The 12621-nt window shown below is 41.0% G+C and carries 11 protein-coding genes; 6 read left to right on the top strand and 5 right to left on the bottom strand.

Features of this window, described 5'->3' with window-relative positions; all coding sequences use genetic code 11:
• Positions 1 to 507 precede the first annotated feature (507 nt).
• The 3 genes from H5201_RS02180 to asnS all read right to left on the bottom strand — a co-directional run bounded on the left by H5201_RS02180 (position 508) and on the right by asnS (position 4791).
• Positions 508 to 1326, bottom strand: a complete 819-nt coding sequence (locus H5201_RS02180) for a HEPN domain-containing protein (protein WP_182718874.1) — start codon at positions 1324 to 1326, stop codon at positions 508 to 510.
• 356 nt (positions 1327 to 1682) lie between these two features.
• Entirely contained in the window at positions 1683 to 3224 is a 1542-nt protein-coding gene (locus H5201_RS02185) for a methyl-accepting chemotaxis protein (RefSeq protein WP_182718873.1), read from the bottom strand.
• A gap of 169 nt (positions 3225 to 3393) precedes the next feature.
• Positions 3394 to 4791, bottom strand: coding sequence for an asparagine--tRNA ligase (asnS, locus tag H5201_RS02190; protein ID WP_182718872.1), 1398 nt, complete (start codon positions 4789 to 4791; stop codon positions 3394 to 3396).
• A gap of 287 nt (positions 4792 to 5078) precedes the next feature.
• On the opposite strand from asnS, the gene H5201_RS02195 reads away from it, so the two are divergent.
• Positions 5079 to 5513, top strand: coding sequence for an AAA family ATPase (locus tag H5201_RS02195; RefSeq protein WP_145233300.1), 435 nt, complete (start codon positions 5079 to 5081; stop codon positions 5511 to 5513).
• 54 nt (positions 5514 to 5567) lie between these two features.
• Here the strand turns inward: H5201_RS02195 and bioA are convergent, their stop codons facing one another.
• Positions 5568 to 6857, bottom strand: coding sequence for an adenosylmethionine--8-amino-7-oxononanoate transaminase (gene bioA, locus H5201_RS02200; RefSeq protein WP_182718871.1), 1290 nt, complete (start codon positions 6855 to 6857; stop codon positions 5568 to 5570).
• Positions 6858 to 6952: 95 nt separating this feature from the next.
• Here bioA and bioB point away from each other — a divergent pair, with 95 nt between their 5' ends.
• The 5 genes from bioB (at position 6953) to htpX (ending at position 11723) form a co-directional block, all read left to right on the top strand.
• Positions 6953 to 7993 (top strand): biotin synthase BioB, encoded by a 1041-nt coding sequence (gene bioB, locus H5201_RS02205; protein WP_182732094.1) that lies wholly within the window; start codon positions 6953 to 6955, stop codon positions 7991 to 7993.
• 55 nt (positions 7994 to 8048) lie between these two features.
• The gene (locus H5201_RS02210; protein WP_182783605.1) at positions 8049 to 9203 is read left to right on the top strand and encodes an 8-amino-7-oxononanoate synthase; all 1155 of its coding nucleotides are present in this window, start codon (positions 8049 to 8051) and stop codon (positions 9201 to 9203) included.
• The gene (locus tag H5201_RS02215; protein ID WP_182783607.1) at positions 9200 to 10018 is read left to right on the top strand and encodes a methyltransferase domain-containing protein; all 819 of its coding nucleotides are present in this window, start codon (positions 9200 to 9202) and stop codon (positions 10016 to 10018) included. Before H5201_RS02210 ends, H5201_RS02215 begins: the two co-directional genes overlap by 4 nt.
• An 18-nt stretch (positions 10019 to 10036) precedes the next feature.
• Entirely contained in the window at positions 10037 to 10720 is a 684-nt protein-coding gene (gene bioD, locus H5201_RS02220) for a dethiobiotin synthase (protein ID WP_182783609.1), read from the top strand.
• Positions 10721 to 10859: 139 nt separating this feature from the next.
• Positions 10860 to 11723 (top strand): protease HtpX, encoded by an 864-nt coding sequence (gene htpX / locus H5201_RS02225; protein ID WP_064666216.1) that lies wholly within the window; start codon positions 10860 to 10862, stop codon positions 11721 to 11723.
• 72 nt (positions 11724 to 11795) lie between these two features.
• Here htpX and gloA read toward each other — a convergent pair whose 3' ends face one another.
• Positions 11796 to 12323, bottom strand: a complete 528-nt coding sequence (gloA, locus tag H5201_RS02230) for a lactoylglutathione lyase (RefSeq protein ID WP_182783611.1) — start codon at positions 12321 to 12323, stop codon at positions 11796 to 11798.
• Positions 12324 to 12621 lie beyond the last annotated feature (298 nt).

The following is a 12621-nucleotide window of genomic DNA, read 5'->3' on the forward strand; positions in this document are numbered from 1 at the left end:
CGAATGGCAAGGGCTAAATCGCGAGAGATAGTCTGAAGGAAGCCGCTAGCATTCTTTATAAAAGTAAGTGCGAGCTGATGAACAAAAACATCATATGAGGCATAGGCGGAAGACGAGCTAATACAAAATAGCGAAGTCATGTGATCTAACGGCCGCTGTAGGGTAATAATGTGCTACTGGCGGCAATGGCGCTCTTTCCAAAGGAATAGCCCCAAAGTACGCAGTTTAATGAAATTGGGTGTTAGTGAGCGACTCGCCATAGCATGTGGTATCACCAGTACCAAAAGTAGGCGCTTGGAAGCGAAAGCCCTTGTCGAAGCTCAAAAAAAGGAATTAACATTGCGCTAGGCAATAACTACTTAACTTTACAAGGTTTAGTGTCATTGAGAGATATTTGGATCAATATTCATTACGGGAGATGAACCGCCCATTGAAAAGCGCATGGTGGGTGGTGTAGGGGCTGGAGGCCTCCGGCTATCCGATTAGGCGTTTCTCGCATCTAGCCTATTAAGCTTTCTTCAAATGCTGACTCACCTTCGTAGGTAATTTCATTTTTTTCCCAAGCCATTGAAGCACGAATCTTGACCCATGTGGAGCATGTGTCCCAATGAGGAAATCCAAGGTCGTAACTGCCATAGAGGTACTTATAATGAAATTTTCATTGGGGATTTCTACGAAATCTATGTTCGTCGATTCAAACCATGGGTTGTATTCGTAAAATGCCTCAATAAGGCTTTGATCCATCTTTCTGAGGCTTTCTTGTATCGAAGGCACACCAATCAACTGCCTTAATCCGAAAACATAGCTGTCTAGCGCAAACAAGTAGCCAGAATTAAAATTGACGCCGAAAGAGTTATAACGATTATCAGGATGTCCATAAGCTTCAATATTACTGATGAAATCTGATACTGAGAAAATATCAACTGACTCAGAAACAGCTGAATGAATCTTGACTGCTTCATTAGGTTTCGTTTTAACGCTTGAGAGTTGCTTATCTACTGAGCAGGCTTCTTGGTGCAGGGCAACAATGGGATGGCCACGGAACCGCTTTTCATTAACAGCGATTCCCCTCATAAGGAGAAAAGCCTTTAAGTATTTTTCGAGCGCTTGAGACGCAGCCCAGAAGAACGCACGATACATACCTTTTTGCGCTAAAAATCGAGCAGTTACGTAGTCCTCATCGGCGGGTTTAACGAAAGAATCGGTGATGACTTTAACAATGTATTTTTCTATATCAGCCTGCATCGTTTCTGGCAACTTTTCGAAGTGTTCAAGATCGTCTTTACACTTGAAACTGTATATGTAGCTCAATTTTCTCTCATTCATCAAATCCCGAATCCTTGCCTTTTGCCGACTGAACGCTCATTTATCTACTTAATATAGTTTTAACAAATAACCTAAAGCATTACTACCACTAAGTTTTTTAAAGCTTTAAACTGAAGTTTAATAGAGCAATATGCGCGCGTCGCTCATTATCATGAATATATACACAAAGAGCAGTTTGACCAATCAATTAACTATTATATTTAGCCAATCTCAATGACCGGTAATTGCTCAAAGCTGTTATTCAGCTTTAATATTTTTAAGGTTGGGTTTCGTTGCTCTCAACCACAACCTACGATGATACGTTTAACGCTGTTTTTAATACTTATCGCTTACAGCTGACGGCTTACAGCTTCTTTTTAGCTACTTTTAAAACCAATTCTAAAGCCGCCCCAGTGTTTGCCATTTACATAAATGGGTACTGATAGATCATGTAAAATCTCGCCGGTATCACGTTTATAGGTTTGTAATAAAAAGCTCTCGGTGTGGCTGCCACAGCGGCTGCCGGTGGCATCGTTGAAAATACGTTTAGTGCGATTATTCACTAAGTCTTGTTGGTAGTTGCCGGTTAGTGGCTGGCTGTAGCGCTTATTGTGGGTAGGGAAGTAACCTTTTTTGTCTACGGCACCAGCAAAAAGAATTTTGTCATTTTCAAGGGTAGGCTCTTGAATTGGCGGTAAAATTTTATCGGTTAAAGTATCGTATGGTGTTGTATATTTTGTGGGGTTAGTATTTTTAATTGCTTGATATTCTTGTGAGAACAACTGCTTTTCAGTTAATTGCTTCGTTTCTAGCAACTCATTAAATTTTACCGCGATTGCATTGCTTGCCGTTGTTGCGGCATTGAGTATAGGCTTAAAAAAGGCATTGTGTTCAACTTTACTGAGCTCTCTAAAGATGGTTTCAGATCCTATCGATAACATAGCTGCTTGTGATGAAATTGAGTTACCTTTGGTTGCTATTTCAGCTAGCAAGTGGCTGATACTTGATACAGAGGTATTTATTTGTGTGGTTGCTTGTTGAAAAGCAGATACTGCTTGCTGCATGTTTTCTAAGGTTGATGATGAGTCTGTAATATCATGATTTATTGTTAAAAATGCTTGGGTAACATTTTCGAGTTCGGTTTTCACTTCATCACTTTGTAAAGAAACCTGTTTCATATCATCATTTGTTTGCACGCTATTAGTATTGATCTCAGTTAGCATCTGTGCAATTTGTTTAGTGGCTTGATTGGTTTTATTGGCAAGATTACGTACTTCATCGGCAACTACAGCAAAGCCTCTGCCTTGTTCACCCGCTCGTGCTGCTTCTATGGCGGCATTTAATGCCAGTAAATTAGTTTGCTCAGCAATGGTTTGAATAACTTGGGTAATGCTTTGAATATCAGTTGCACTTTTTAACAATAAATCTAACTTACTTGCGACGTTAGTAATTGAGTTAGACAACGAATCAATTTGTTGTGTGGCTATTTGCAAGCGTTGCTCTGCTGATGTTGATGCCTGAGATGTTTGCAACATTGCTGCATTTACGATGGTGATACTATTAGTGAGTTCACTACTGTTATGGGATAACGCCTGTGTTGCAGCGCTAACCGATTCGCTTTCACTGTAACAACCATCAATCTCTTTAGTTAGGCTATCTACATAGAATCCGACTTCTGCTGCACCAATTGCATTTTGAGAGGTTGCCACTGTGATGTTTTGAGCAACATTGCTGAGTTGGGGCTGTTTATTAATGTCTGACGCAGGGTTTGGTTTTTTGTCAGTTAACTTGGCTGTAAAAGCGAATAGAGCAGTAAAAATTGCAATGATTAGCGCCGCGACTATCGATAGTTGCTCGAAGTAATATAGAAAACCAATACTGACAGCGAAGAGTGTATAGCATAGCGATTTTAAATTCATTCCATTGACCTTTGTTGAGTTGTAATTTTCAGTCTTAAATATAAAGCACAGAAAATCAATTAATAAAAGGTCTAATAGGGAAGTCGACTGATTGACTTAGCAAACAAAAAAGCCAACCCTAAGGTTGGCTTTTGCAGTAATCTATTGCAGTAATGAGCATCAACTCATTTTAGTAAGTTGCACTGCCTTTGGTACGTGGGAAGGCAATAACGTCACGTACGTTGCCCATACCAGTTACATAGGCAACTAAACGTTCGAAACCTAAGCCAAAACCAGAGTGTGGTACTGAACCGTATTTACGTAGGTCGCGATACCAGCTGTAGTCTTCTTTGTTTAAGCCCATTTCTTCTAAACGTGCATCAAGTACATCAAGACGTTCTTCACGCTGTGAACCACCAATGATCTCGCCAATACCTGGTGCTACAACGTCCATTGCAGCAACGGTTTTGCCGTCTTCATTTTGGCGCATGTAGAATGCTTTAATATCACGTGGGTAGTTTTTAATAACCACTGGTGCTTTAAAGTGCTCTTCTGCTAAGTAACGCTCGTGCTCAGATTGTAAGTCAACACCCCATTCAACGGCGTATTCAAATTTCTTACCACAGCTTTTAAGAATTTCTACTGCATCAGTGTAATCAACTTGTGCAAAATCTTTCTCAACAAATTCTTCTAGGCGCGTGATAGCTGTTTTCTCAACACGTTGAGCAAAAAACTCCATATCATCACGACGTTCTTCAAGCACCGCTTTGAACACATACTTAAGCATGTTTTCAGCAAGTTTGGCGATATCTTCTAAATCAGCAAACGCAACTTCTGGCTCGACCATCCAAAACTCTGCCAAGTGGCGAGAAGTATTTGAATTCTCTGCACGGAAAGTCGGGCCAAAAGTATAAATTTTTGACATCGCTGAGGCGTAAGTCTCACCATTTAACTGACCTGATACAGTAAGGAATGCTTCTTTACCGAAGAAGTCTTCGCTGTAATCAACATCGCCTTTATCTGTACGTGGCAAGTTTTGCATATCAAGCGTTGATACGCGGAACATTTCGCCTGCACCTTCACAGTCACTTGCGGTGATGATAGGGGTGCTGATCCAGTAATAACCTTGCTCATGGTAGAAACGGTGAATAGCTTGCGCTAAACAGTTACGTACACGTGTTACCGCACCAATCATATTGGTACGTGGGCGAAGGTGAGCGTGCTCACGTAAATACTCAATGCTGTGGCGTTTTGCCGACATTGGGTATGAGTCTGGGTTTTCTACCCAACCAAGTACCTGTACGCTATTTGCTTGAATTTCGAAAGATTGACCTTGGCCTGCTGATTGTACTAAAACACCAGTAACTGACACAGAGCAACCGGCTGTTAGGCTAGTAACTTCATCATAATTATTTAGTGAATTAGGTACTACCGCTTGAATAGGATCAAAACACGAACCGTCATGAACGGCTAAAAATGAAATTCCTGCTTTTGAATCGCGGCGTGTACGGATCCAGCCTTTAATTGTTACTTGGCTGTCTACCGCAACCTTGCCTTTTAATAGCTCTGAAATCGCTAAGTGGCTCATCTTCACTCCAATGATATAAGTTGCCTACATTAATATGTGCGCTATTGCACTTGAACGGTGTATCTTACCTTTGAATGTAAAATAAAAAAACATTCAAAAGTAACTCTTTGCTTATTCTTTTGCATTTTTGTGGTTTTTTGTCGTTTAAAACCTAGAACTTTAATTTTTTGTGATAAGAAACAACTTAGATCAAAATTTAAAGGCGATTTTCACTGCGATAAAAACGGGTTTTGTGGCATTATATGCAATTACGATATTTAAACTAACTTGCTAAACATATAGGTATTATGAAACAAGTCTTTATTTTACGTGGTTTACCAGGGTGTGGTAAGTCTTATTATGCGCAAAACCTAGCCGATGAAATGGTAGCGGGCGATCAAAGCCAATACTTAATTTGTTCGACCGATGATTATTTTTATAATGAGCAAGGGGAGTATCAGTTTGATAAGTTCAAACTGTCGCAATACCACAATTTAAATTTAGCTCGTTTTATAAATGCGTTAGCGCAAGAAATCCCACTTATTATTGTTGATAATACTAACATCAAGAAATGGGAATTTATTGCTTATAGCCAAGCCGCTGTTGCACTAGGCTACCAAGTTAAAGAAGTGATTGTGGGTGAAGTAAAAGACAAATCAATGCAACACCTGTACGCCAAACGTAATAGCCATAACATTCCACTGAAAATGATCAGCAAAATGGCTTATATGTTTGAGTGGTAATAATTACCCAAATTACGATTAGGTTGGGTAATTATTTGGGGTCTTGATGATATGCTAATAATGTTTTCCGGCAATTGCGGCGTAAATGGCGTTAGCTAATGTGGTGATATCGCCTGAACAACTAATATACGGTGGCATTAAATAGATAAGCTTACCAAAAGGGCGGATCCATACATTTTTACTAACAAAGAAAGCTTGTATCTTTGCTACATCGATAACAGTATCGAGTTCAACCACACCAATTGCTCCTAACGTTCTTACATCAACAACATGCTCAAGATCATTACAACGGTGTAATGCTTGCAGCGCATCGTTTAGGTGGGCTATTTGTGCTTGCCAGTCTTGCTCAAGTAATAAATCAATACTCGCACAAGCCACTGCGCAGGCCAATGGATTGCCCATAAATGTTGGGCCATGCATTAATACCCCAGCTTCACCTTCGCTGATACCAATGGCAATTTTATCTGTGGTTAATGTTGCAGATAACGTCATCATGCCACCTGTGAGTGCTTTACCTATGCATAAAATATCTGGCTCAATATCAGCATGTTCTACGGCAAATAGCTTACCTGTGCGGCCAAACCCTGTGGCTATTTCATCACAAATTAATAATACACCGTAACGATCGCATAGTTCACGCACGGTTCTTAAATACTCAGGATGATAGAAGTTCATTCCCCCTGCATTTTGTACAATTGGCTCGATGATAAAAGCTGCAACATGCTGATGATGTTCTTCGAAATACTGTGCAAGGTGGTGTGCTTCTTGTTTATCGAACTGTTGTCCAAACTGAGTCTTTGGTGCAGGCACAAATACATGCTCAGGTAAAAAGCCTTGATATAAAGAGTGCATAGAATTAATAGGATCACATACGCTCATCGCAGCGAAGGTATCGCCATGATAGCCTTTATAAGGCGTCATCAGTTTTTGTTTGCTGGTTACTCCTTGACTAAGCCAATATTGCAAAGCCATTTTTATCGCCACTTCAACACTTACCGAGCCGCTGTCGGCTAAAAATACTTTTTGCAACTTACTCGGGGTTATTGCAACCAGCTTTTTACAGAGCTCTACTGCTGGCTGGTGGGTTATGCCACCAAACATTACATGGCTCATTTTATTTATTTGGGCGTGCATCGCTTCATTTAAAACCGGATGATTATAGCCGTGAATAGCACTCCACCATGAGGCCATACCGTCAATAAGTTGCTCCCCCGTTTCTAAGTGAATAATATTGTGATTTGCATGCGTAACGGGGTAAACCGGAATAGGTTGAGTCATTGATGTGTAGGGGTGCCAAATGTGCTGACGATCAAAATCAAGGTCTATTGTTTGTTTTATGTTCATATGTAAACTTTAACTAAGTGAGCTTCGTTGACAATGGTACGGCAATACGTATTCTAAGCCAATAACACCAAGATCAAAAAATAAAAGAGAGTATTATGGAGCTTGCAACAGTTCGACACGATTGGACCCACAGTGAGGTGAAAGCCTTATTTGAAATGCCATTTAACGATTTATTGTTTAAAGCCGCCTCTGTTCATCGCGCTAATTTTAATCCAAACGAAGTACAAATTTCTACGTTGTTATCTATTAAAACCGGTGCTTGCCCAGAAGACTGTAAATATTGCCCGCAATCGGGGCATTATAAAACTGATTTAGAGCGCGAACGCCTGCTAGAAGTAGAAAAAGTGGTAGAGCAAGCGCGGTTAGCAAAACAAAAAGGCGCCACTCGTTTTTGTATGGGGGCCGCATGGTCAGATCCAAAAGACAGAGACATGCCATACATTTCGCAAATGGTAAAAGAAGTAAAAGCCCTTGGCCTTGAAACCTGTATGACTTTAGGCATGTTAAATAACGAAAAAGCCCATGAACTGCGCAGTGCAGGGCTTGATTACTATAACCACAACCTCGACACCTCACCTGAGTACTATGAGCAAATTATATCAACTCGCACCTTTCAAGACCGTCTTGATACTATAGGTAATGTACGAGACGCTGGTATGAAAGTCTGCTCGGGCGGTATTGTGGGTATGGGGGAGCAAGCAAGCGATCGTTATGGGTTATTAATGCAGTTAGCTAATTTACCCCAGCAGCCCGAAAGCGTGCCAATTAATATGCTAGTAAAGGTAAAAGGGACACCGCTTGAAAATGTTGATGACTTAGATCAGTTTGAGTTTATTCGTACCATTGCCACAGCACGTATTATGATGCCACACAGTTATGTACGTTTATCAGCAGGACGTAATGCGATGAATGAGCAAATGCAATCAATGTGCTTTTTTGCAGGCGCAAACTCTATATTTTATGGCGATAAACTATTAACAACAGAAAATCCAGAAGCCGATGCCGACATGCAATTAATTAAAAAGCTTGGGATGAACCCAGAAACACGCCACGATTATTCAGATGAAGCCGTTGCTGCGTCTTTGTCATCGCAAGTGGCCGATAAAGCAACCGCAGAATTGTTTTACGAAGCGTAAAGTGCTCAGTACTATGGTAATGGTTTAAAGTATCGCGTTGAAGGTTAAAGCATTTATGTCATTTGAATTTATAAACACCCATTTAGATGAACGCAAAGCGCAGCAGCTCTTGCGTAAACGCTATGTAGTACAAAGCGCAACGGCGCGTACTATTACGGTTAATGATAAAACCTACCTTAACTTTGCGAGTAACGATTATTTAGGGTTTGGCGATTCGCCGGTGGAGTTAACCAGCGCGCCATTACTAGGTAGCCACAGCTCAGCATTAGTAACGGGTTATCAACAACCACAGCAAGCGCTTGAGCAAGCTTTATGTAGTGCTTTGGGTTATGAGGCTGGCATGTTGTTTAATTCGGGCTTTAGCGCAAATAGCAGTGTTATTAAAGCCTTGTTTCAAGATAAAGCGACAGCGCAACACAGTGCGATTTTTCAAGATAAACTCAATCATGCCAGTTTAATTGATGGCGCATTACACGCTAACGCCGCGTTAGTACGCTTTAACCATAACGATATAAACCATTTACGCTCACGGCTAGAAAAATCAAAAGCGCGCAATAAGCTCATCGTGTCTGAAGGTGTGTTCTCAATGGATGGTGATACCGCGCCAATTAAAGCGCTATTTACCTTAGCAAAGCAGCATAACGCCTGGTTAATGATAGACGACGCCCATGGTTTTGGTGTTTTAGGAAAATCGGGGCTTGGCAGTTGTGAAGCCTTAATTGCAGCCGACACCATGCCCGATATTTTAGTGATCACCTTTGGTAAAGCGGTTGCGAGTAGTGGGGCGTGCGTATTAGGTTCGCAGCATTTTATAGATTACATGCTTCAGTTTAACCGTGATTATACCTACTCAACCGCTATGTCACCGTTTATTGCCGCTCATACTTTGGCACGTATTAAAAGCATAAGAGACGCCAACGACAGGCGAGCCAAATTAAATGCTAATATTGCGCTGTTTAAACGCCTAGCTAAAGAGCAGCACATTGCGTTAATGGAATCAAACACCGCGATTCAACCGATTGTTTTAGGCTGCGCTGAGCAAACGTTAAAAGCCAGTGAGCAACTAAAGCAGCAGGGCATTTGGCTAACGGCTATTCGCCCGCCAACTGTTTTACACAATACCTCGCGTTTGCGTATTACCTTAAGTGCAGCCCACACCCATGAGGATATAAAACAACTCGTTGGTAGTTTACAAAAGGTCATTTCATGATAAGCCCGCAGGCAATTAAAACTAAGCCACTTAGCCCCACTACAGTGTATTTAGCTACTCAGGCTTTAAAAAAAACCACAGCACATAACTTTTCAAAAGCAGCAAACAGTTACAGCCTGCATGCTAATGTGCAAAAACAAGCGGCGAATGATTTATTTAAACTCATTAGTGCAAACCCTAAAAAGCTCTGTGTTGACCTAGGCGCAGGGCCGCTTGTTAATACTCAGACTTTAAGGGCATTATTTGGCCAAGTTGTTGCCATAGATTTAAGTTTTAACATGCTAAAAAGCAGTGCCTTAAACACCCCTAAACTGTGCGCCGATATGGATAACTTACCGCTGCAAGCTAATAGTATTGATGTGCTATTTAGTAATTTTGCGCTGCAGTGGTCTGCTAATTTTGAAACCTTAATGCACTCGCTTTACCAAGCATTAAAACCAGGCGGGCAAGCTTACATTAGTACGGTTGTTGCAGGGTCATTAAACGAGATAAAAACCGCCTTTGCAGCGCTTGATTCACATAATCATATTAATCAGTTTGCAAGCCATAATAATATAAACCAATCGGTCGAAAAGGCAGGGTTTAAGATCAATACCTCAAAAAAAGTCATTTATACCGATCAACACAGCAGTGCATTAGCGGCTATAAAATCGATTAAAGCCATTGGTGCCACCACACAAAATCATGCAACAAGTCGTCGTGGTTTATTAACTAAATCAGCACTAAAAAAAGTCTGTGATGCCTATCCGCTTGTAAACAATAAAGCCCATGTATCTTACCATGTAGTATTGTTATCATTAGAAAAAGCCCAGTAAAAATAATAAGGCCATGCCATGAACCAGTTTTTTATTACCGGTACCGATACCGACGCCGGTAAAACTCATGTAACCAGTTTGCTGCTAAAGTTACTCGCACAACATAAAAAGCGCGCAATAGGTTTTAAGCCGATTGCCTCTGGGTGTGAAATGGCGTTTGAGCAGCTCGTAAACGCCGATGCGCTAATGCTAATGGAAAGTGCCACAGTCAGCGCTAAATACGACATAATTAACCCATTTGCATTTGCGCCGCCAATAGCTCCCCACATAGCTGCAGAGCAAGCGGGTATAAACATAACAGTAGAAAAGCTCAGCATGGCTTATCAACATGTTAAGCAACAAGGCGCAGATTACCTGTTAACAGAAGGCGCGGGTGGTTGGGCTTTACCTATTAATAATAACGAGTATTTATACGACTGGGTAAAAGCAGAGCAACTGCCAGTAATATTAGTGGTAGGGATGAAACTAGGCTGTATAAATCATGCATTACTCACTGCTGCACACATGCAAAGCTTAGGGATTAATTGTGTAGGGTGGATTGCAAACCAAGTTGATGCCACTATGGATGAATACCAAGCAAACCTAGATTCACTGAAAACACGTTTACCATTTCCACTGCTTGCCATTAGCCCATACACAGAGCAAAGCCCTAAATTACAAATTTATAAAACCCTGCTTGAAAAATTATCAATAAATCCATAAATAACCCTTGTGTTGTGACATAGTTTGTCACAGAATAGCGCTGACGTTATGACATAGTGTGTCATAACGCAGTGATTGCTCAAAGCCGATCAAACATAGTAAATCGCTCAGCAATAAATGTTATTTTTGGAGAACTCGTATGAAACGTGTATTTTTGTTTTTATTAACTAACCTCGCGGTTATGTTGGTATTAGGTGTGGTGCTTTCAATAATAATGAGTGCGCTGGGCTTAAGCCATCGTAGCCTTGGCGGAATTTTACTAATTGCGACTGTATTTGGTTTTGGTGGATCGTTTATTTCGTTATTTATGTCGAAATGGATCGCCAAAAAATCAACCGGTGCGCAAGTGATCACCCAACCTCGTACCGAAACCGAACAATGGCTGGTAAACACTGTGGCTGCTCAAGCTAAAAAAGCTGGTATTAACATGCCAGAAGTGGCTATTTACGACAGCCCAGAAATGAACGCGTTTGCAACGGGCCCGAGTAAAAATAATTCGCTGGTGGCGGTAAGTACGGGTTTATTACATAACATGAGCCAAGATCAAGCCGAAGCCGTATTGGCGCACGAAGTATCGCATGTGGCTAATGGCGACATGGTAACGCTCACGCTTATTCAAGGTGTGGTTAATACCTTTGTTATTTTTGCCGCGAAAGTGCTGGCTGGCATTGTTGACAATTTTATCAATAGCGATGAAGAAGAGGGCGGCAGTAGCTGGACTTACTTCTTATTCGATATGTTATTCCAAGTATTATTTGGTGTATTGGCGAGCATAGTGGTTGCCCATTACAGCCGTAAACGTGAATTTGCAGCCGATAACGGCGCAGCTCAGTTGGTTGGCGCAGACAAAATGCGTTCAGCCCTTGAGCGATTAAAGCAAAACCACCCATCGCAATTAGAAGGCTCAATGATGGCCTTTGGTATTGCCAGTGGTAAAGGTATGGCTGAGTTGTTTTCATCTCATCCACCGCTTGATGCACGTATAGACGCACTACGACGTTAAAAAATTCAAGTTTTTCACAGTACTTGTAAACAAAAAGCCTGCATTTGCAGGCTTTTTTATGTTTAATGGTTTTTATTGCGATTGAATAATGTCTGTAATGCCCTCTGGCGAGAGTATTTCAATCCAGTAACCATCAGGGTCTTTAATAAAGGCAAGGCCCTTCATTGAGCCACCATCTGGCTGTTTTACAAACTCCACATCGTACTTAGCAAAGCGCTCGCACGCTACATATACATCGGGTACGCTAATACCAATATGGCCAAAGCCTTTTGGTTCTTCATTACCACTGTGATAACCGGTAAAGCTATCGTCGTTTTCAGTGCCCCAGTTATGGGTAAGCTCAATCAGCGCAGGGCGGCGAAACACCCACTGCGTTTTTTCTTTATCATCGCCTATAGGCATATCTTGCTCATAGCCTAAAAAGTACAAGGTAAATTCCATACCAGGAAAGTCGTACTTACCTAACAGCTTCATACCCAATACGTTTTCATAAAATGCCAGCGACGGTTTTGGATCTTTAATACGCAACATAGTTTGTTGCATCACATAGCCCTCAGTGGCTTGTGCAATTTGCTCTGGAGATTCGTTATAGCTAGACATGAGATAATCCTTAATAAAATGACTGAAAAAACCTTAATGGATTTAAAAAGGCAGGGAGTACGCTCATCATAATAAACAGCAGCAAAAATTAAAACCACTTAGCTAAATTACTAGCCAGTGAGCTGAATGTTTTATAAGCAAAAAATGGCGTATTTAGAGATACTGTTTATTTGTGGCTGTGTTGTAGTTGAGTGTGGGTATAAAAAATTCATATCATAATGCCTCTTTTATCCATGTTTGATCTGAATACTCAGTGTTATCTTCCATAAACCTAAACCAGCTTAAATAATTCTCAATG

The sequence above is a fragment of the Pseudoalteromonas sp. SG43-6 genome, from assembly GCF_014164365.1.
Classification (GTDB): Bacteria; Pseudomonadota; Gammaproteobacteria; order Enterobacterales; family Alteromonadaceae; genus Pseudoalteromonas; species Pseudoalteromonas rhizosphaerae.

Excerpts from the sequence above, each read along its gene's own strand:
- H5201_RS02180 (WP_182718874.1), bottom strand. The coding sequence starts at position 1,326 with ATGAATGAGAGAAAATTGAGCTACATATACAGTTTCAAGTGTAAAGAC.
- H5201_RS02185 (WP_182718873.1), bottom strand. The coding sequence starts at position 3,224 with ATGAATTTAAAATCGCTATGCTATACACTCTTCGCTGTCAGTATTGGT.
- asnS (WP_182718872.1), bottom strand. The coding sequence starts at position 4,791 with ATGAGCCACTTAGCGATTTCAGAGCTATTAAAAGGCAAGGTTGCGGTA.
- H5201_RS02195 (WP_145233300.1), top strand. The coding sequence starts at position 5,079 with ATGAAACAAGTCTTTATTTTACGTGGTTTACCAGGGTGTGGTAAGTCT.
- bioA (WP_182718871.1), bottom strand. The coding sequence starts at position 6,857 with ATGAACATAAAACAAACAATAGACCTTGATTTTGATCGTCAGCACATT.
- bioB (WP_182732094.1), top strand. The coding sequence starts at position 6,953 with ATGGAGCTTGCAACAGTTCGACACGATTGGACCCACAGTGAGGTGAAA.
- H5201_RS02210 (WP_182783605.1), top strand. The coding sequence starts at position 8,049 with ATGTCATTTGAATTTATAAACACCCATTTAGATGAACGCAAAGCGCAG.
- H5201_RS02215 (WP_182783607.1), top strand. The coding sequence starts at position 9,200 with ATGATAAGCCCGCAGGCAATTAAAACTAAGCCACTTAGCCCCACTACA.
- bioD (WP_182783609.1), top strand. The coding sequence starts at position 10,037 with ATGAACCAGTTTTTTATTACCGGTACCGATACCGACGCCGGTAAAACT.
- htpX (WP_064666216.1), top strand. The coding sequence starts at position 10,860 with ATGAAACGTGTATTTTTGTTTTTATTAACTAACCTCGCGGTTATGTTG.
- gloA (WP_182783611.1), bottom strand. The coding sequence starts at position 12,323 with ATGTCTAGCTATAACGAATCTCCAGAGCAAATTGCACAAGCCACTGAG.